The following is an 18,349-nucleotide window of genomic DNA, read 5'->3' as shown; positions in this document are numbered from 1 at the left end:
GAACATGACATCGGCGCAGTTGCGCGCCGCCTTCCTGGAGTTCTTCAGGGAGCGGGGGCACGAGGTCGTGCCGAGTTCGCCGTTGGTGCCGGCCAACGACCCGACGCTGCTCTTTACCAACGCCGGGATGGTCCCCTTCAAGGAGGTGTTTCTCGGGCGGGAGCAGCGCGGCTACCAGCGGGCCGCGAGCAGCCAGCGCTGCGTGCGCGCCGGCGGTAAGCACAACGATCTTGAGAACGTCGGCTACACCGCCCGGCACCACACCTTCTTCGAGATGCTTGGCAACTTCTCGTTCGGCGATTACTTCAAGCGGGATGCCATCCGCTACGCCTGGACATTCCTCACCGAGGTGGTCGGCCTTCCGGCCGAACGGCTCTGGGTTACGGTTTACGAGGACGACGACGAGGCGGCGCGGATCTGGCTGGAAGAGATCGGCGTGGATCCGGCGCGCTTCCGGCGCATCGGTGCCCACGATAACTTCTGGTCCATGGGCGATACCGGCCCCTGTGGTCCGTGCTCCGAGGTCTTCTACGACCACGGCCCCGAGGTTGCGGGCGGTCCGCCGGGGTCCGAGGACGAAGACGGCGACCGCTATATAGAGGTCTGGAACCTCGTCTTCATGCAGTATGACCGCGACGCCGAGGGCAACCTGCACCCGCTACCGAGCCCATCCATCGACACCGGCATGGGGCTGGAGCGTCTGGCTGCGGTCATGCAGGGCGTTCACGATAATTACGAGACGGACCTGTTCACGCCGTTGCTGGATGCTGCCGGCGAGATCGCCGGGGTGGCCGACCGGCGCAAGCCGTCGCTCAAGGTGGTCGCCGACCATATCCGGGCCTGCTCCTTCCTGATCGTCGACGGGGTGCTGCCCTCCACGGAGGGGCGCGGCTATGTGCTGCGACGCATTATTCGCCGGGCCGTGCGTCACGGCTACCAGCTGGGCATCGATGAGCCGTTCTTCTATCGCCTGGTCGAGTCGCTCGACACGGTCATGGGGGAGGCGTTCCCTGAGCTTCGCGAGCGCCGGGAGTTTGTCGAGAAGATCCTTTTCCAGGAGGAGAAGCGCTTTCGCGAGACCCTCGAGGACGGTCTCGCGCTGCTCGACGACTACCTTTCGGGCAGCGACAGCGGGGTGATCGACGGTGAGGTCGTGTTCAAGCTCTACGACACCCACGGGTTCCCGGTGGACCTGACCGCCGATATCGCCCGCGAGCGCGGCCTGGAGGTGGATGATCAAGGCTTCGAGGCGCGCATGGCCGAGCAGCGCGAGCGCGCGCGGGCGGCGAGCCGGTTCGGCGGTGCCCGCGAAGAAGTGGTCGATGCCGGGGAGAGTCGCTTTACTGGCTACGAGACGCTGGAGGATGTCGGCTCGGTGACCGGCCTGTATCAGGATGGCCGCTCGGTGCAGCAGCTGCAGGCTGGTGAGCAGGGCATGGTGGTTCTTGACCGGACCCCGTTCTACGCTGAATCGGGTGGCCAGGTGGGCGATCGCGGCGAGATCCTGGCCAACGGGCTACGCTTCCGGGTAGAGGACACCGTCAAGCAGGGAGACGCCCACGGCCACCTGGGGCGGCTTGAGGCGGGCCAGCTGGGCGTGGGGGACCAAGTGACCGCTCGGGTGGATCGCGGGACTCGCGAAGCGACCGTGCGCAACCACTCTGCCACCCATCTGCTGCACGCAGCCCTGCGCGAAGTCCTCGGCGACCATGTCCAGCAGAAGGGGTCTCTGGTGGCACCGGACCGGCTGCGTTTCGATTTCTCCCACTACGAGGCGCCGTCGCGCGAAGAGCTGGCAGGGATCGAGGCGCGCGTCAACGAGGAGATCCTCACCAACCACCCCGTCGAGGCCGCGAACATGGCCTACGAGGAAGCGGTGCAGGCTGGGGCCATGGCCCTGTTCGGTGAGAAGTACGGGGATACGGTGCGGGTGATCTCGGTGGGTGATTATTCCCGGGAGCTCTGTGGCGGCACCCACGCCGCGCGGACCGGTGACATCGGTCTGTTCAAGATTGTTGACGAGACCGGCGTTGCCGGCGGGGTGCGCCGTATCGAAGCGTTGACCGGTGAGCGTGCCCTTGGCTGGGTCCAAGAGGCCGAGGAGCGACTCAATCGCCTCTCGGATCTGTTGCGGGTGGGTCCCGACAACCTGGTGATGAAAGTCGAGCAGCTCAGCGAGCGCGCCCGCGAGCAGGAGAAAGAGATTGAGCGCCTCAAGCAGAAGCTCGCGACCCAGGCCGGTCGGTCACTGCTGGACGATGCTGGCGAGGTTGCCGGTGTCCGCTTCCTGGCCACCTGCGTTGAGGGGGGTGGCAAGGGGTTGAGGGATACACTGGATCAGCTCAAGAACCAGCTCGGTAGCGGGGTGATCGTGCTGGCGGCGGTCCAGGGCGAGAAGGTTCAGTTGGTCGCGGGCGTGACCAAGGATCTGACCGATCGCCTCTCCGCCGGTGATCTGGTTAATCATGTCGCCGCCCAGGTCGGGGGGCGTGGCGGAGGACGGGCGGACTTCGCCCAAGCGGGCGGGAAAGACCCAAGCCGCGTCAATGATGCGTTGGCTTCTGTAGAAGCCTGGATTAAGGATAACTTGACTTAATGGCGTCTTATAACCATCCTATAATGCTTTCAATAGGAGGGTGAGGCGCCCCTGCTAGCTGAGGAATGCCCATGGGGCTGGTAGTCAAAAAATTCGGTGGAACTTCGGTCGGGACGACCGAGCGCATCCAGGCAGTGGCCGAGAAGGTCAAGGCCAGCCGCGAGGCCGGAGAGGACGTGGTCGTCGTCGTCTCCGCGATGAGCGGTGAGACCAATCGCCTGGTCGAGCTTGCCGAGTCGATCCACTCCGATCCTCCGGCACGTGAAGTGGACGTGCTTCTGTCCACCGGTGAGCAGGTCACCATCGCCCTGCTGACCATGGCGCTGGAGCAGATCGGCTGTCCGGCGCGCTGTTACACCGGTGCGCAGGTGCGGATCCTGACCGACAGCTCATTCAGCAGGGCGCGGATCCTCGATATCGATGCTGAGCCGTTGCAAGAGGATCTGCAGCGGGGACGTGTCGTGGTGGTCGCGGGCTTCCAGGGTGTCGACGAGGAAGGCGCGCTCACCACGCTGGGCCGTGGCGGTTCCGATACCACGGCCGTGGCGCTGGCAGCTGCACTGGAAGCGAGCGAGTGCCAGATCTATACCGACGTGGATGGGGTCTACACCACCGACCCGCGCGTCGTGCCCGAGGCGAGGCGGTTGGACCGTATTACGGTCGACGAGATGCTGGAGCTATCCAGCTTAGGCTCCAAGGTCCTGCAGATCCGGGCCGTGGAGTTCGCCGGCAAGTACCGCGTCCCCCTGCGGGTGCTGTCCAGCTTCGAAGAAGGGCCTGGAACGCTCATCACCTACGAGGAAGAGGGAATGGAAGAGCCGCTGATTTCCGGTATTGCGTTCAATCGCGACGAAGCGAAGATCTCTGTCATCGGGGTGCCGGACACGCCGGGGATCGCGGCGAAGATCCTCGGGGCGGTGGCGGACGCGAACATCGAAGTGGACATGATCATCCAGAACATCAGCCAGCAGGGGCTGACGGATTTCACGTTTACGGTCCACAAGCGCGATTATCAGGCCACCCTGGATCTGGTCCGGGACAACGCCGAACAGCTGGGGGCCCGGGAGGTTTATGGCGATGACAAGATCGTCAAGCTCTCCCTGGTCGGCGTCGGGATGCGTTCCCACGCCGGCGTGGCGAACACCATGTTCCGTGCGTTGTCCAACGAGGGAATCAATATCCAAATGATCTCAACCTCGGAGATCAAGATCTCGGTGGTTGTCGAGGAGAAATACTTGGAGCTTGGCGTGCGCGCCCTGCACAAGGCCTTTGAGTTGGATGTCCAGCCCGTGGCCGAGCTTGAGGGTCTCTCCGACGAGTAGCGCAGTTTCGGTCCTTCGGGGCGGAAAGGGGTGACGGCTAGGTCCCGGACCGCCCTGGAGGGCGAAGCGGCCGCCCGCTCAAAAGGCGCCGGTGGCGGTGGCATAATCAAGGAGTCAAGTTCGATGCTTATACTCACCAGGAGAGTGGGCGAGACGCTGATGATCGGCGACGATGTCAGTGTGACGGTGCTCGGGGTCAAGGGTAACCAAGTGCGAATCGGTGTAAATGCGCCGCGGGATGTCTCCGTGCACCGTGAAGAGATCTATGAGCGGATCCGTCACGAGAAGGATGGCGATGTCCCGGAGGCGGCCCCTGGGCAGGGTGCCGATTCGCAGTAGCTCGAGGGTTTACGGGGAGGGGGTCTATCCCTTAAGGTACGCACCCTACGGAGAGATGGCCGAGTGGCTGAAGGCGCTCCCCTGCTAAGGGAGTAAGGGCGAAAGCCCTTCGAGGGTTCGAATCCCTCTCTCTCCGCCAAAACAACGGTTGACTCGGCAAGCAGTCAACGGCAGAATAAAGCGCTTTATAGCGCCGGTAGCTCAACTGGATAGAGCATCTGACTACGGATCAGAAGGTTGGGGGTTCGAATCCTCCCCGGCGCGCCAACATCCGAAAAGCCCGGCCCGTAAGGGCCGGGCTTTTTTTACGGGTGGTGCTCGCCCAGGCCCTGACGGCCGACCCAGTCGCGGGCGAACTGCCAGGCCACCCGTCCGCTGCGCGAGCCGCGATCCAGGGCGTAGGCCAGTGCCGCCTGGCGGGTCGTCTCGGTGTCGCCATCGATCCTCCCGCCCAGATACTCGATCCAGCCACGGACGATCTCCAGGTAGCGTTCTTGGGCAAAAGGGTGGAAGGAGAGGCGTACGCCGAAGCGCTCGGACAATGAGATGCGTTCCTCGACCCCGTCGCCGTGATGGAGCTCGCCCCCGCTGAGGTGCGCCTGGCGATTGTCCGCCATGTGCTCGGGGACCAAATGCCGTCGATTGGATGTGGCGTAGAGCAGGGCGTTTTCGGCGCTGGAGGTCAGGGAGCCGTCCAGCACCGCCTTGAGGGCGCGGTAGTGCTGGTCGCTCGCGTCGAAAGAGAGATCATCGCAGAAGATGATGAACCGTTCGGGGCGTTGGCCGAGCAGCGGCAGCAAGCCGGGTAGATCGGTCAGGTGCTCGGGCTCGATCGCGATCAGGCGCAGGCCCTGCTCGGCGTAGGCGGTGTGCAGGGCCTGAATCAGTGACGATTTGCCGGTGCCGCGTGCCCCCCAGAGTAGCGCGTTGTTCGCTGGCAGCCCGGCCAGGTGCTGCCGGGTATTGCGGACCAGGGTCTCTTTCTGGCGCTCGATGCCCCGCAGGTGACGGAGTTCGACCCGCGTCGCGGCGGGGATGGGTTCCAGCCAGCCCTGGCCGGCGCGCCGGCGCCAACGAAAGGCGGTGGCTGCGTCCCAGTCTGGCGCCGCCTCGGCGGGCGGGAGAAGGGGTTCGATGCGTTCGAGGAGTTGCTCGGCGCGGTCGAGGAATTGTTCGAGGCGGTCCATGACCCTCCCTTTCTCGTTGGCGTTGCACGCTTGAGTCCTGGTTCAGTTGTTACCATGGCGATCATGATCCGCTTTCACGATATCACCCTGCGCCGCGGTCCAGAGCCCCTCCTGGAAGGGGCGAGTGCCGCCATCGACCCGGGGCACAAGATCGGGTTGATCGGTGCCAACGGCTCGGGCAAGAGCACCCTGCTGGCTCTGCTTCGCGGTGAGCTGGCCACAGATCGCGGCGAAGTCGAATACCCCGGGGGGTGGCGGATCGCCTCGATGGCACAGGAGATTCCGGCGCTCGAGCGCGCGGCGGTGGACTTTGTCCTCGATGGGGATGCGGTTCTGCGCGCGGCGGAGCAGGAGGTGGCCGCCGCCGGGCGCGCGGGGGACGGGCACCGGATCGCGTCCGCGCATGCCCGGTTCGAGGCGGCGGATGGCTACAGCGCGCGGGCGCGGGCCGAAGAGTTGCTGCACGGCCTCGGGTTCGCCCCCGCAGATTCGCAGCGGCCGGTATCGGCGTTCTCCGGCGGCTGGCGGGTGCGGCTGAGCCTGGCCCAGGCACTGATGACGCCGTCGGATCTGCTGTTGCTCGACGAGCCGACCAACCACCTCGATCTGGAGGCGGTTCTTTGGCTCGAGCAATGGCTTCGCGAGTACACCGGGACGCTGTTGCTGATCTCCCACGACCGGGCGTTGCTCGATCGGGTCGTCGACGGGGTGCTGCACATCGAGCAGCGCCGACTCACCCTCTACAGCGGCGGCTACAGCGATTTCGAGCGCCAGCGGGCCGAGCGCCTCGCCCGGCAGCAGGCGCTTTACGAGAAGCAGCAGCGTGAAATCGCGCACATGCAGCGGTTTATCGATCGCTTCCGGGCTAAGGCGAGCAAGGCTCGGGCCGCCCAGAGCCGGATCAAGGCGCTGGAACGTATGGAGCGGGTTGCACCGGCATACGCAGATTCGCCCTTCGAGTTCGGGTTTAGCGACACGCCTGCCGTGGCCAACCCCTTGATCATGCTGGATGGGGTAGATCTGGGATATGCCGCCGACCCCGTCCTGCGCGGGGTGGCCCTAAGTCTGGCGAAAGAGGAGCGCGTTGGCCTGCTGGGACCCAATGGCGCCGGCAAGTCGACGCTGGTGCGTGCCCTTGCCGGCGAGCTGGCCCCGCTGGCTGGCGAGATGGTGCAGGCGTCGGGCTTGCGGGTCGGCTACTTCGCCCAACATCAACTGGAGCAGCTGGATCCCGAGGCCAGTCCACTGGCGCATCTTCAGCGCCTTTCGCCGGAGGCCTCGCCCCAGCGGCTGCGGGATTTCCTGGGTGGTTTCGCCTTTGTCGGGGATCAGGCTACCGCCGCGGTGGCGCCGCTCTCCGGTGGCGAGAAGGCCCGGCTGGTGCTGGCGCTGCTGGTCTGGCAACAGCCGAACCTGCTGCTGCTCGACGAGCCGACCAACCACCTCGATCTGGAGATGCGCCACGCACTCACCCGGGCCCTGCAAGGGTTCACCGGGGCGGTGGTGGTGGTTTCCCACGATCGCAGCCTGCTGGGGGCAACGGTTGAGCGCTACTGGCTGGTCGCCGATGGCGGTGTTCGGGGCTTCGATGGCGATCTGGACGACTACCACCGCTGGCTGCTCGAGCGGCGCCGTGGGGGAGACGGACCACGACGAGGTGACGGGCGTGGTGCCCGGGAAGCCACCCCGGAAGCCGCCCATACTGCCGAGCAGCGCAAGGCGCAGCGGCGCCGGCAGGCTCAGCAGCGCGCGGCACTGAAGCCGTTGCGCGAGCGCGCCGAGCAACTGCTCGAGCGCATCGAGGCGTGCGATCAGGCGCTGGCTCGTTTGGAGGCGCAGCTTGCCGATCCGGAACTCTACAGCGGCGACAACGAGGCCGTGACCGGGCTTCTGCAGGAGCAGGGTCGACTGCAGCGTGAGCGGGATGCGCTGGAAGCGCAGTGGATCGAGGCGGAGGAGGCGGTCGAGGCCGCTCAGGCCGCGGGTCAGTAGCTGTCGTGAAGCGGATGTCAGGCGGGGGTGCCGGCCGGGCGCTGGCTACCCGGCCGGCCAGGGGGTCAGGCGCTCAGGTCGCTACGGATCTGCTCGCGGACCCGGTGGATCCAGACCAGCGCCGCGATGATCAGCGCTGCGCCGAGGCCCAGCACGGCGGCCTGCTCCGGATTGCTGAGCAGCTCCATCTGTTTGCCCGGGGCGAGGTCCGTCAGCACCTTGCGGCTGGCGTCGTCGGCGGTGGCACAGAACTGCGCGAAGGCGAACCCGACGTAGACGACCACGGTGCCCAGAAAGCCTACTAGCGCCGCCTGCCGGATTCGTTCGGACTGCTGGTAGCCACGTTCATAGTCCCAGTAGCCCAGCGCCGTGCGCTGGAACTCGAACTCTGCGGCGCGCAGCTTGTTGCCGATCTTCTCGTAAAGGAAGAAGGCAATGCCGATCAGCACTGCGGCGATGGCCACCCACGGGCTCACCGCCAGGTGCTCGCTCCAGAACTGCTCCACCAGGTAGGCGGTGACGAAGTGCGCCACCAAGAGGATCGCCAGAACGCTGCCCCAAAGCAGCGGGATCCGGCGATTGGTGTAGATCCGTAGCGCTTCGATAATCTCTTCGTTGCGTTTCATAAGCCAATCCTTTCCGTTGTCCGCTCCGGTGCGTGGGGCGAGGGCGCCCGGGGCTTCGCGCGGAGCAATCCGCTAGCAGCGCGGCATTAACCTACTCGCCGGTGTCTGCGGCTGCAAGCAGTCGAGGCGTTTTTCTGCATCCGAGGTATCGGTTTTTCTAACAGTGTCGGTCAGCCGTGGCTGACGTTGCCGAGTCGTTCCTGGAGCGTGTTGAACAACTGGCGTGCCGGCTCGCTGGGCCGCCCGGCGCCACGGTGGAGGGCCAGCTCGATGCTGGGCAGTTCCGGTAGCCCCGTCTCCTGTCCCAGTGTGCGCAGATCCGGATCGAGCATCGAAGGGGTGAGAACCGTCACGGCCAGCCCGGAGCGGACTGCCGCGCGCAGCCCGGCCAGGCTGGTACTGGTATAGGCAATGCGCCAGGGGAAGTCGGCGGCCTCCAGGGCTTCGACGGCTTGCTCGCGGAAGGTGCACACGCCCTGGCGGGAGAGGGCGAGCGGGAGTGGTTCGCGCTCCTCGGCGGCGTACGCCGCCGCTGCCGCCCAGACGAGGGGCTCGCGGCGCAGGACCTCGCCGCCCGGGCTTTTCGGTTGCCTGGTAACGACGGCCAGGTCCAGCTGGCCCGCCTGGACCTGCTCGATCAGGTCAACGCTCAGGCCGCCACTGACTTCGAGCTCGATGCCGGGGTAGCGGGCCTCGAAATCGCTCAGGCTCTCCGGCAGGAACATGATGTAGTCGTCGGGGATTCCCAGCCGAACCCGTCCCTCCATGCGCTCCTCCTGAAGCTCCTGCCAGGCGAGGGCATTTTGCTGCAATAGCCGACGCGCGTGGGCGAGCAGTCGTTCGCCCTTGGTGGTTGTCGCCAGCTTGCGCTGGTCGCGGCGCAGAAGGCGGTGGCCGGCCAACTCCTCCAGGCGGGTAATGTGAGCGCTGACAGTGGATTGGGCAAGGTGCAGCTGTTCGCCGGCGGCCGTGAAGCCGCCTTGTTCAACGACCGCGACGAAGGTCTGGAGCAGCGTTAGATCGAGGATGCGTGTCTTCATGAGCGATCGAGCAACGTGATCGGTTGATTACGAAGATTCGTTTGGAAGATCGAATGATGAGCCCTATATTACGCGGCCCGTTCAGGTCCATCAAAAGGTTAGAGGAGGTCATGCGTTGCTGAACCGTGCGCTGCTTTCGGGTCTTGTGGCTGGTGTTTTTTCGGTAAGCCTGTGGGGCAGTCTGCCGTTGTTGCGCCAACTTACCGAGTTGCCGGCCATGATGACGACGGTAGTGGCCCTGATGGCGGCCGCTGCGGTCGCTTGGTGTTCGGCAATTTTGGTGCGTGAGCCGCACGGCCGAATGCCGGACCCGGATCTGAGCTACTGGCTCGGCGGCGTGCTCTCGCTTGTGGCAGCGCTCTACCTCTACTTCGCCGCGCTGGCCTGGGGGGAGCCAGCACGCGTGACGTTGGTCACGTACCTGTGGCCAGTGGTGTTCGTGCTTGTCGCCAATTGGTTGGCCGGGCGCGGGGTTCAGCCCCGGGTGCTCGTCGGGATGGTCGTGGCGTTTGTCGGCGTGGCGCCGCTGATCCTGGGAGACGCGCCTGCCGGGGCGGAGACTCCGTTGGTCGCTTATGTCTTCGGGGTGATCAGTGGTTGTGCTTGGGCGGCGTTCTCGGTCTACCTCACGCAGGCGGGCTCGATCCCGTTCCGCGGCTATGCGCGAATGTTCGCCCAGGCGGCGCTCATCGCCGTGGTGCTCCAGCTCCTGCTTGGTGAGAGCGTCAGTGCACCTCAGGGTACGGACTGGCTGGCGGCCGCCCTGATCGGCGTGGGTCCGTACGGGATTGCGTTCATGACCTGGGGGCTCGCCCTGCGCAAGGGTCCCACCGGGCTGCTCGGTGTGCTGACCTACATGGTCCCGGTCATCTCGGCGGTCCTGCTGGTTCTCACCGGCTTTACCGAGCCGGAGCCGGCTCTGCTGATCGCGGGCCTGGCCGTGGTCGGCGGTGCGCTGCTGGCGCAGAGCGCCGAGGGTCAGTCCGAGTCGGGTGCCGCCGAGCGGGACCCGGACGCAGTGGAAGAAGCCTCAGCCCGCCGGGCGATGGATCGGGCCAGCCCCGAGAATATGAGGGAGTGAGCTGGGGCTAGGGCGTACCAGTAGAGTAGGCCCCAGACCCCGGCCGGGTGCCAGTGGTTGGCCACCGTGATTTCGGTGCCGCCCCCGGTTCGCGGCGTGAGCTCGATCTCTAGTACGCCGGAGCCGGGGGCGCGCATGCCGAACCACAGGGTCATCCGCCGCTCCGGTTCCAGTTCGATAACCCGCCAAGAGTCGATCATGTCGCCCACGCGTAGCTCCGTCGGGTGGCGTCGGCCATAGTTCCTGCCCGGTCCGCCTACCAGCCAGTCCAGGGTCTCGCGGATTTTCCACAGCGCGTTGGCGTAGTAGTAGCGGTTCTCACCCCCGATGGCGGTGACCACGGGCCAGACGGCATCGGGCTCCGCGGTGGTGACGGCGGAGCCGTGGGCCTTTTTGGCGTAGTAGCTGTAGTCGATCCGGTAGTTGCGGAACATGAAGGCGCCCTCGGTCCAGCGGGCCGCCACGGACCGCTCGCGCTCGGCGCGGAAGACGTCGCGCACGGCGCCGCGGAAGTCCCGCAGCTGCTGGGGTACCAGGCGGCGGATCTCGCTGTCATCGGCCCGGTAGTCCTCACGCAGCCCCTCGATCAGGGCTCTGGCGATCGGTGTGGGGACGGCGGTGACGAGGCGCAGCCAATAGGAGGAGAGCTTCGGAGTCAGCAAGGGGACCGGGATCACTTTCGGGGGGTGCCGTCCCGCCTCCTCGGCGAGGATGCGCATCATCTGGGCGTAGGTCAGGTGTTCCGGGCCGGCGACGTCCAGAATGGCTCCGGCGGTTTCCTCGCACTGCGGTGCCCGACGCAGGTACTCAAGAAGATCCTGCAGCGCAATGGGCGGCGACTGCGCAAAGACCCAGCGCGGCGTGACCATGATCGGGAGGTGGAGCACTAGGTCGCGCATGATCTCGAACGCCGCCGACCCAGGTCCAACGATGATGCCGGCCCGCAGCTCGGTCACCGGCACGGATCCTTCGCGCAGGGTATCGCCGGTCTGTCGCCGCGAAAGGATGTGCGCGGAACTCGCCGACTCGGGCACCAGTCCACCGAGGTAGACGATTCGACGCACCCCGGCCTCCGCGGCGGCAGCCGCGAAGTTGCGGGCCGCCTCGACATCCAGGGTCCCGAAGGCCTTGCCGGCGCCCATGGAGTGGACCAGGTAGTAGGCCACGTCCGCACCCTGCAGGGCCGGTACTAGGGTCTCGGGCTTGAGGGCGTCGGCAGCGACCAGTTCGGCCCCTTCCCACTCGCGGGCTTCGAGCACCTCGCGGTTGCGGGCAACCGCCCGCACCCGGCAGCCGGCTTCGAGCAGTTCGGCGACCAGGTGGGAGCCGATATAGCCGCTGGCGCCGAAAACCACGTAACGCGAGGAGTTGTTCGCCGCGGAGTCGTGCTGCGGATGGTCCGTGTCCATGATCCTGCTCTTCCCCTGCGTCTGGTCTCCTATCCAGTAGGATGACGGATCAGGGCGATAAGTTCATCGGTTGATTCCGGGCTGTGACACCATGACCCGGTGATGCGGTCGAAGGAGGGGGCGTTGATGGCAAGGGTCCTGGGGCGTTGTCTGCGTGGAGCCGGGGTGTTGCTGCTGCTTGCAGGGGCGCTTTCGATAGCCGGAGGGTGTACCGGACTGCCCGCGGGGGTGGATCCCGTCGATGGGTTCGAGGCGGAGCGGTTTACGGGGCAGTGGTATTCCATCAAACGGCTCGATCATCGCTTCGAGCGGGGCCTGACCGACGTCAGCGCGGAATACTGGATCCGCGAGGACGGGCGCCTCGGCTTACGCAACCGCGGGTACGATCCCAGCGATGAGCAGTGGCAGGAGATTGAGGGTACCGCGCGGTTCCAGGGCGAACCGGACGTGGCCAGCCTGACGGTGACCTTCACATGGCCCATCCGCGGCGGCTACCACGTCATCGCGCTGGATAAGGACGCGTATGAGTGGGCGATGGTCTCCGGTCCGACCCGTGGGTACCTGTGGATCCTCTCCCGGGAGCCGGAACTCGATGAGCAGATTCTGGAAGAGTTGGTCGGCCGGGCCGAGGCGCTGGGGTTCGATGTCGAGGAGTTCCAGCGGGTGGAGCACGGCACGGCGCCATCGGGGTGAGCGGCGGCGGCTGCGGATCCGGCCACTGGCCGGCTCATCGCGGGGCGAATCGGGCGATCAGCGCATCCAGGTCGGCCAGTCGAAACGGCTTGAGCAGGTAGCCGTCCAGGGTGCCATCGGCGGTTTCCAGCGTCTCGTTGGCCGCATCGGCACTCAGCGCCACCACAGGGAGTCGGCACAGCTCGGGATCCGCGCGAAGGGCGCGCAGCACCTCGCGGCCATGCATGTCGGGCAGGTGCATGTCCAGAAGCACCAGATCGGGCTGACACTGCCGGACGCGCGCCAAGCCCTCGGCGCCGGTCCAGGCCTCATCCAATTCGACCCCCGTTTTGCGGCGGATCAGACCGCGGACGACCATCATGTTCAGCTCGTTATCCTCGATGTAGCAGATGCGCATGGGCGCTGCGGGCCTCGTCTCATCGAGGCGCAGGGGGATCTCCGCGCTTGACGGGGAGGGCTCGTTGAGGTGGTGGGGCAGGGTTAGTCGCATGGTGGTCCCGCGTTCCGGAGCGGTGGTGAGCAGGTTCAGGTCGCCGCTCATCATCCGGGCCAGGCGCCGCGACAGCGATAGACCAATGCCACTGCCTTCGATGGAACCGGCCTCGCGTCCGAGCCGCTCGAACGGCTCGAACAGGCGTTCGCGTCGGGCATGGGGGATGCCGCTGCCCGTGTCCGCGACATCGATATGTACGCCGTGCTCGGCGGCGGACCAGGAGACGCTGATCGTGCCCCCGGGGCGGTTGTACTTGATGGCGTTGGAGAGCAGGTTGAGCAGGATCTGGCGGCTGCGGACCGGGTCCGCTCGGGCCCAGGGGGCCGGTTCGGCAGTGTCCTGGCAGTCCACGAAGAGCCCGCGGCGCCGCGCCTGCTCGCCGATCATCGCCAAGCTGTTGCGCACGAGAGCATCGACGGCCAGCGGCTCGGCGTGAACAGCCAGTTGACCCGCCTCGATCTGCGCGAAGTCGATGACGTCGCCGATCAGATCGCGCAGGTGCCAGCCCGCCGACAGGATCTGGTCAAGGTGGTGATCCCGGTCTGCGGACGCTTCAGGCGGGGTGTGGTGGAGCAGCTGAGCGAAGCCAGTAATGGCGTTCAGCGGGGTGCGCAGCTCGTGGCTCATGGCGGCGAGGAATTCCGATTTGGCCCGGCTGGCTCGTTCGGCGCGCTCGCGGGCCTGGCGCAGATCCTCGTTCAGTTGAGCCATCTCCGCTTCGCCCTGCTTGCGCTGGGTGATGTCGCGGAAGTAGACCGCCAGCCCCTCTTCGGAGGGGTAGGCCCGCGCCTCAAACCAGGTCTCGACCGGCGCGAAGTAGGCCTCGAAGACCACTGGATCCCGCTTGGCCATGGCATGGCGGTAATTTGCCTCGAACGCGGTGCCCAGCGCTTCGGGGAAGACCTCCCAGGCCACGCGGCCGAGGATCTGCTCGCGCCGGCAGTTGAGTTGGCGTTCCGCCTCGCGGTTGAGATAGGTGAAACGCCAGGCTGGATCGACCAGGAAGAAGGCGTCGGTGATGCTCTCCAGCGTGGTCTCCAGGCGCTGTGACAGGCGCCGGGCCTGACGTTCGGCGGCCTTGATGTCGGTCAGATCCTGCAGCGCGCCGCGCAGGCCCAGGATGTTGCCGTAGTCGTCCATCAGCGGTTTGCCCAGCTTGCGGACATGGAGCCGGCGGCCGCTGGTGGTGTGGATATCGACATCGACCTGGAAGGGGCGGGCATGGTGGAGGGCGGCGTGGGTGGCTCGGGTGACCGTGGCCCGATGCTCGGGCGGGTAGAGGCCGAGTCCGGTGCGCAGGTTCAGGGGGCGGTCCGGGGGCAGTTCGAGGAGTCGTCGGGTCTCCATGGACAGGTGGATGACCTGTGTGGAGCGGTCGAGCATCCAGCCACCGATCGCGGTGGTCGCCTGCGCGACCTCGAGGAGGGTTTGCTGATCGGTCACCATGGCGTTGAGCCTTCCCTAGCTGCGGCAGCTTGTCGCTCATCCATACCGTGTAAGGGTGTCCGGTGGCAACCCTCATTGTTCCGGCGGCGGCGTGTCGCGCCCTGTCAGCTTTCCCTGACGCGCGGGCGCGGCTACCATAGCCGGCGTTCTGATCAGGGCCAGCGCGAGAGCCAACCATGAGTGAGACCGTCAAGTATGTGCTCGATGAGGCGCGGATACCGCGCGCCTGGTACAACATCAGTGCCGACCTACCTGCCCCGCTGGCACCGGTGCTCCATCCGGCGACGCGGGAGCCCGTCTCTGAGGGGGATCTGGCGCCGCTGTTCCCCCGTGGCGTGATCGAGCAGGAACTGAGCACCGAGCGGGAGATCGAGATCCCCGAGCCGGTCCGTGACGCGTACCGGCAGTGGCGGCCGGCGCCGCTTTACCGGGCGCGCCGCCTGGAAAGGGCCCTCGATACGCCGGCACGGATCTATTACAAGTACGAGGGCGTCAGTCCCGCCGGGAGCCACAAACCAAACACGGCTCTCCCGCAGGCCTTCTACAACCACGCCGAGGGTGTGCGCCGCATTACCACCGAGACCGGGGCTGGTCAGTGGGGTTCTTCACTGGCCCTCGCTGGTGCCATGTTCGGCCTCGATATCGAGGTCTTTATGGTCGGGGTGAGTTACAGGCAGAAGCCGTACCGGCGCGCTTTCATGGAGAGCTTCGGGGCGCGGTGCATCGCTAGCCCGAGCCAAGAGACGGCCTTCGGGCGCTCGGTGCTGGCGGACAACCCGGACAGCACCGGGAGCCTGGGCATCGCCATCGGTGAGGCGGTCGAGCTGGCCGCGCAGCGCGACGACACGAAGTACGCGCTGGGCAGCGTGCTCAACCACGTGCTGCTGCACCAGACCGTTACGGGGCTCGAGGCCATGGAGCAGCTGGCCATGGCCGATGATTACCCCGACACCGTCATTGCCTGCACCGGGGGAGGCAGCAACTTCGCGGGCATCGTCTTCCCCTTCCTGGGGGCGGCCATGCGCGGCGGGCCGAGCATCGAGGCCATTGCCGTCGAGCCGTTGGCCTGTCCGACCCTGACGCGGGGCCGGTTTGCCTACGATTACGGCGATTCGGCGCAGTTGACGCCGCTAACCAAGATGCACACCCTTGGCTCCGGTTTCATGCCGCCGGGGTTCCACGCCGGGGGGCTGCGCTACCACGGTATGGCCCCGCAGATCAGCCACCTGATGGACCTCGGCTACCTCGACGCGCGGGCCTACGATCAGCTCGACTGCTTCGCCGCCGGGCTGCAGTTTGCCCGGGCCGAAGGAATCATCCCCGCGCCGGAGGCCAACCACGCGGTCAAGGCCGTGATCGATGAGGCACAGGGGTGCCGCGAGCGTGGCGAGTCGAAGGCGATCCTGTTCAATCTCTGCGGCCACGGCAATTTCGACATGCAGGCCTACACGGATTACCTGGCGGGCAACCTCAGCGACCTCGGCGGGAGCCAGGTCGAGACGGCCATGGCGCTGTCCGGACTGCCGTCGGTGGAGCGCTGACGGCGGCCTGCCCATCCCACTTTCAGAGTAAGGAGCGCAGCATGACCAACGAGATCCTCGAGGAGCGGAAACGGTTACTCCAGGAACTCACCAAGTCGACCTGGCTCTCCGCCGGGATCAGCTTCTCGCTGGCGGCGATCGGTGGCGTGATCGCCTACCTCATCGGTATCCAGCGGGATCTGCTCCCCGGTGCGGAGCAGACGCTGGCGGTCATGATCATCGCCATCGCACTGCCGGCCGCGATCTTCGTGCTTGTCGGTCTGCGCAAGATGTTCTGGATCCGGGCCATCAGCGCTGAAACGGAGCGGCTGCAGTCCCGGCAGTTCCTCACCCGCTACGTCGAGGCGCTCGGGCCGATGGGGCTGCGCAGCCTGTCCGTCATTGCCAAGGCGCAGGTGGATCGGGCCCTTGAGCGCGAGAAGAACGGCGAGAAGGCCACTGCCCGGGAGTACGCCGAGGCGCTGCGCTATGTGCTACTAATCGATCCGGTCTGAATCCGCCCCGCTCCGGGCCTCGGTGTGCCGGGGCCCGGGGTGCTGCTGCGGGGTGGTGATCCGATAGCCTTCGACCAGCCGGTTGACGTGTGCGGGCACCATGGTCCGGGCGCGCCGGGGCGCCTTATGTCGGAGGTGGATGAGGGTCTCGGCGGCCTTCATCTCCAGCCGCGCCCGCGCCAGCTCCAGCCCGCGTGGGCCGACATACGGCATGAGCCGGCCGACGATCGGCCGCAGCCAGTTCGGCATGCCTCGCGCCGGCATGCCCCCCGCTGCGCGCTCAGTATTGTCGATGAAACCCTGCACCGGGCCAGCGCGCTTGCCCCCGGAGCTTGGCTGGCGCAGGCGCACTTCGTCGCCCAGCAGCTCCAGCATGGCCTCGCCGCGTTCATTGCGCACGATGATCCACTGCTCGCCCCGCCCGGCCATGTAGCCGACGGTGATGTCCGCCAGGGCGTTGGTGTAGTCGACGCAGGTGCGGCAGGTTAGCGGCCAGAAGTCGGCGGGCAGCCTGGAGATCGGCAGCTGCAGGAAGGGGATCTCGCGTTTGCTGCCGTCGCGGAAGCGCAGTTCGACGTAGTAGTCGGCCCGGAACTCCAGGTAGGTCACGTCCTCTGGTGCAGGGGTCAAGAGTTCGAGGAAGCGGTGGAAGTGCTCTGTCGACGTGTTGTCCGAGCACGGCGTGCCGATGATCTCCAGGCGTTCCAGGCCGAGTTCGCGCTCGAGGGCTCTCAGCGGGTAGGTCTGGCAGGGCAGTGCGATCACCCCTAGCCGTCGGTAGCCCTGCGCCAGCGCAGGCTCAAGCAGGGCGAGCAGGGGGGCATAGCCCATGCGCATGCCGCGGCACTGAGTCAGCTGCGCCGGATCGGTGACCAGAACGGGGCGGGGTCGCCAGGGGTCGTCGGCGTTGCCCGTGACGGTCAGGACCGCGTCCACGCGCCCGCTCTCCAGCAGCCGTTCCGCCAGTCGGGTGGTGACGCCGGTCCACTGAGCGCCGGCCCGCGGGCGTCGCAGGGCGGCCTGGTGCATGCTCCGGAAGGGGCCGAAGTGCAGCTCGTCCGGGCGCTCAGGATCCCGGCTGCGGCCGTGCGTCCGGCGCTCCAGTCCAGGGTAGTCCGGACGGATGAACTGACAGGCTCGGCCGCAGCGCTTGGGCTCGGAGCTGCGCGAGAGTCCGCAGTCGGTGCAGAGATCCCGCGGGGCCGCAGCGGCCAGGGGGGGGGTCTGCGCAGTGGCTGGATCCATGACAGGGCCCTCGCTCAGTCGCCCAACGACAAGGAGCTCAAGCTAGAGGGGTGTGCGGGGTGGGTCAAGGGAGGTGCGGCACCGGTCAGTCGGCGTCGTTGTGGGAGGTCATCAGGCCGTGGCGTCGCAGCTTGGAGTAGAGGCTCTGGCGGCTGAGTCCGAGTAGTTCCGCTGCCGAGGCCCGGTTGTCGTGGGTGATGTTCAAGGCCGTCTCGATGCACATGCGCTCGATCAGGTCGGTCGCTTCGCGGACCAGATCGCGCAGGGGCACCTGGCCGACCAGGGCCGTAGTCTGCTCGATGGAGCGCAGGCGGTTGTGTTCACGCGGCTGCTGGCGCAGTGCGGCGCAGGGGCGCAGGTCCCGGCCCACCGCGGCGATTCGTCCGTCGCCGAGCGGGATCAATCGGTAGCGCACCGGGATCGGGTTTCCGCGCTCGTCGATGTGCTGCAGGGTTGCGCTCTGCTGGTCGACGAGCAAACGGTCGACGGTCTGCTGCTCCGTCGCACCGACCACCTCGCGCCATTGCCGGCCCCGCCAGCCAGCGGCGGCGCGGACACCCGGGTCATCGCTGCCCACCGCCACGTCGTGGATGGTTCCTTCAGCATCCACGATCAGGGCGATATCCGCGGCGGCCTTGAGCAGCCGGGCGACCGTCTCCGCGGGCAGATCGCCCAGCGTCTGTTGCGGCGCGTTCATCGATTTCAACTTCGGCCGTCCTCTGGGGCTTTGATCGGGTTTTTCGGGGGATTCGGGGCGTTGAATTCGGACCGATTTCATCGAGAATACTTGCGCACTCAATATTGACGCCATCCGGCGCGGATAGTTCAAGGGCGTAACGCGGGAA

General features: G+C 66.6%; 15 protein-coding genes and 2 tRNA genes. 10 read left to right on the top strand and 7 right to left on the bottom strand.

Going from position 1 to position 18,349, the window contains the following annotated elements; all coding sequences use genetic code 11:
• Positions 1 to 4 precede the first annotated feature (4 nt).
• The 5 genes from alaS to LRG07_RS00245 all read left to right on the top strand — a co-directional run bounded on the left by alaS (position 5) and on the right by LRG07_RS00245 (position 4,524).
• Positions 5 to 2,596 carry an alanine--tRNA ligase gene (alaS, locus tag LRG07_RS00265; protein ID WP_201242223.1) on the top strand — a complete coding sequence of 864 codons (2,592 nt, stop codon included), beginning with the start codon at positions 5 to 7 and terminating at the stop codon, positions 2,594 to 2,596.
• A gap of 71 nt (positions 2,597 to 2,667) precedes the next feature.
• Complete coding sequence (locus LRG07_RS00260; protein WP_201171121.1) at positions 2,668 to 3,918, top strand: aspartate kinase; 1,251 nt, start codon at positions 2,668 to 2,670, stop codon at positions 3,916 to 3,918.
• 123 nt (positions 3,919 to 4,041) lie between these two features.
• On the top strand, positions 4,042 to 4,257 hold the full coding sequence (csrA, locus tag LRG07_RS00255) for a carbon storage regulator CsrA (RefSeq protein ID WP_201171118.1): 216 nt from the start codon (positions 4,042 to 4,044) through the stop codon (positions 4,255 to 4,257).
• A gap of 49 nt (positions 4,258 to 4,306) precedes the next feature.
• Positions 4,307 to 4,396: transfer RNA gene (locus LRG07_RS00250), tRNA-Ser, on the top strand.
• 51 nt (positions 4,397 to 4,447) lie between these two features.
• Positions 4,448 to 4,524, top strand: a tRNA-Arg gene (locus LRG07_RS00245).
• 38 nt (positions 4,525 to 4,562) lie between these two features.
• Here LRG07_RS00245 and LRG07_RS00240 read toward each other — a convergent pair.
• Entirely contained in the window at positions 4,563 to 5,444 is an 882-nt protein-coding gene (locus tag LRG07_RS00240; RefSeq protein WP_201242179.1) for an ATP-binding protein, read from the bottom strand.
• A gap of 63 nt (positions 5,445 to 5,507) precedes the next feature.
• On the opposite strand from LRG07_RS00240, the gene LRG07_RS00235 reads away from it, so the two are divergent.
• Positions 5,508 to 7,436 carry an ABC-F family ATP-binding cassette domain-containing protein gene (locus tag LRG07_RS00235; protein ID WP_238641592.1) on the top strand — a complete coding sequence of 643 codons (1,929 nt, stop codon included), beginning with the start codon at positions 5,508 to 5,510 and terminating at the stop codon, positions 7,434 to 7,436.
• Positions 7,437 to 7,501: 65 nt separating this feature from the next.
• On the opposite strand, the gene LRG07_RS00230 is transcribed toward LRG07_RS00235, so the two are convergent.
• Together LRG07_RS00230 and LRG07_RS00225 are read right to left on the bottom strand one after the other, a co-directional pair.
• Positions 7,502 to 8,062, bottom strand: coding sequence for a hypothetical protein (locus LRG07_RS00230; RefSeq protein ID WP_238632499.1), 561 nt, complete (start codon positions 8,060 to 8,062; stop codon positions 7,502 to 7,504).
• Between the two features lie 170 nt (positions 8,063 to 8,232).
• Complete coding sequence (locus LRG07_RS00225; protein ID WP_201171089.1) at positions 8,233 to 9,102, bottom strand: LysR substrate-binding domain-containing protein; 870 nt, start codon at positions 9,100 to 9,102, stop codon at positions 8,233 to 8,235.
• 145 nt (positions 9,103 to 9,247) lie between these two features.
• Here LRG07_RS00225 and LRG07_RS00220 point away from each other — a divergent pair, with 145 nt between their 5' ends.
• Positions 9,248 to 10,183, top strand: a complete 936-nt coding sequence (locus tag LRG07_RS00220) for a DMT family transporter (protein ID WP_238636856.1) — start codon at positions 9,248 to 9,250, stop codon at positions 10,181 to 10,183.
• On the opposite strand, the gene LRG07_RS00215 is transcribed toward LRG07_RS00220, so the two are convergent.
• The gene (locus tag LRG07_RS00215; protein WP_238641545.1) at positions 10,081 to 11,592 is read right to left on the bottom strand and encodes an SDR family oxidoreductase; all 1,512 of its coding nucleotides are present in this window, start codon (positions 11,590 to 11,592) and stop codon (positions 10,081 to 10,083) included. The two genes, LRG07_RS00220 and LRG07_RS00215, sit on opposite strands and share 103 nt — an antisense overlap.
• A 126-nt stretch (positions 11,593 to 11,718) precedes the next feature.
• On the opposite strand from LRG07_RS00215, the gene LRG07_RS00210 reads away from it, so the two are divergent.
• Entirely contained in the window at positions 11,719 to 12,285 is a 567-nt protein-coding gene (locus LRG07_RS00210; protein ID WP_238641544.1) for a lipocalin family protein, read from the top strand.
• A 34-nt stretch (positions 12,286 to 12,319) separates the two neighbouring features.
• Here the strand turns inward: LRG07_RS00210 and LRG07_RS00205 are convergent, their stop codons facing one another.
• Entirely contained in the window at positions 12,320 to 14,224 is a 1,905-nt protein-coding gene (locus tag LRG07_RS00205; RefSeq protein WP_238641543.1) for an ATP-binding protein, read from the bottom strand.
• Positions 14,225 to 14,400: 176 nt separating this feature from the next.
• Between LRG07_RS00205 and LRG07_RS00200 the strand changes: the two genes are divergently transcribed.
• Positions 14,401 to 15,765 carry a TrpB-like pyridoxal phosphate-dependent enzyme gene (locus tag LRG07_RS00200; protein ID WP_201171074.1) on the top strand — a complete coding sequence of 455 codons (1,365 nt, stop codon included), beginning with the start codon at positions 14,401 to 14,403 and terminating at the stop codon, positions 15,763 to 15,765.
• A 41-nt stretch (positions 15,766 to 15,806) separates the two neighbouring features.
• The gene (locus LRG07_RS00195) at positions 15,807 to 16,259 is read left to right on the top strand and encodes a hypothetical protein (RefSeq protein WP_201171072.1); all 453 of its coding nucleotides are present in this window, start codon (positions 15,807 to 15,809) and stop codon (positions 16,257 to 16,259) included.
• On the opposite strand, the gene LRG07_RS00190 is transcribed toward LRG07_RS00195, so the two are convergent.
• The gene (locus LRG07_RS00190) at positions 16,242 to 17,504 is read right to left on the bottom strand and encodes a coenzyme F420 hydrogenase/dehydrogenase beta subunit N-terminal domain-containing protein (RefSeq protein ID WP_201171069.1); all 1,263 of its coding nucleotides are present in this window, start codon (positions 17,502 to 17,504) and stop codon (positions 16,242 to 16,244) included. The genes LRG07_RS00195 and LRG07_RS00190 overlap by 18 nt on opposite strands.
• A gap of 85 nt (positions 17,505 to 17,589) precedes the next feature.
• The gene (locus LRG07_RS00185; RefSeq protein ID WP_238632491.1) at positions 17,590 to 18,201 is read right to left on the bottom strand and encodes a helix-turn-helix domain-containing protein; all 612 of its coding nucleotides are present in this window, start codon (positions 18,199 to 18,201) and stop codon (positions 17,590 to 17,592) included.
• Positions 18,202 to 18,349: the final 148 nt, after the last annotated feature.

The sequence above is a fragment of the Halorhodospira sp. 9622 genome (assembly GCF_022228025.1).
In the GTDB taxonomy this organism is placed as follows: Bacteria; Pseudomonadota; Gammaproteobacteria; order Nitrococcales; family Halorhodospiraceae; genus Halorhodospira; species Halorhodospira halophila_A.
Note: the sequence above shows the minus strand (reverse complement) of the source record. Positions and strands in the feature narration are given on the sequence as shown.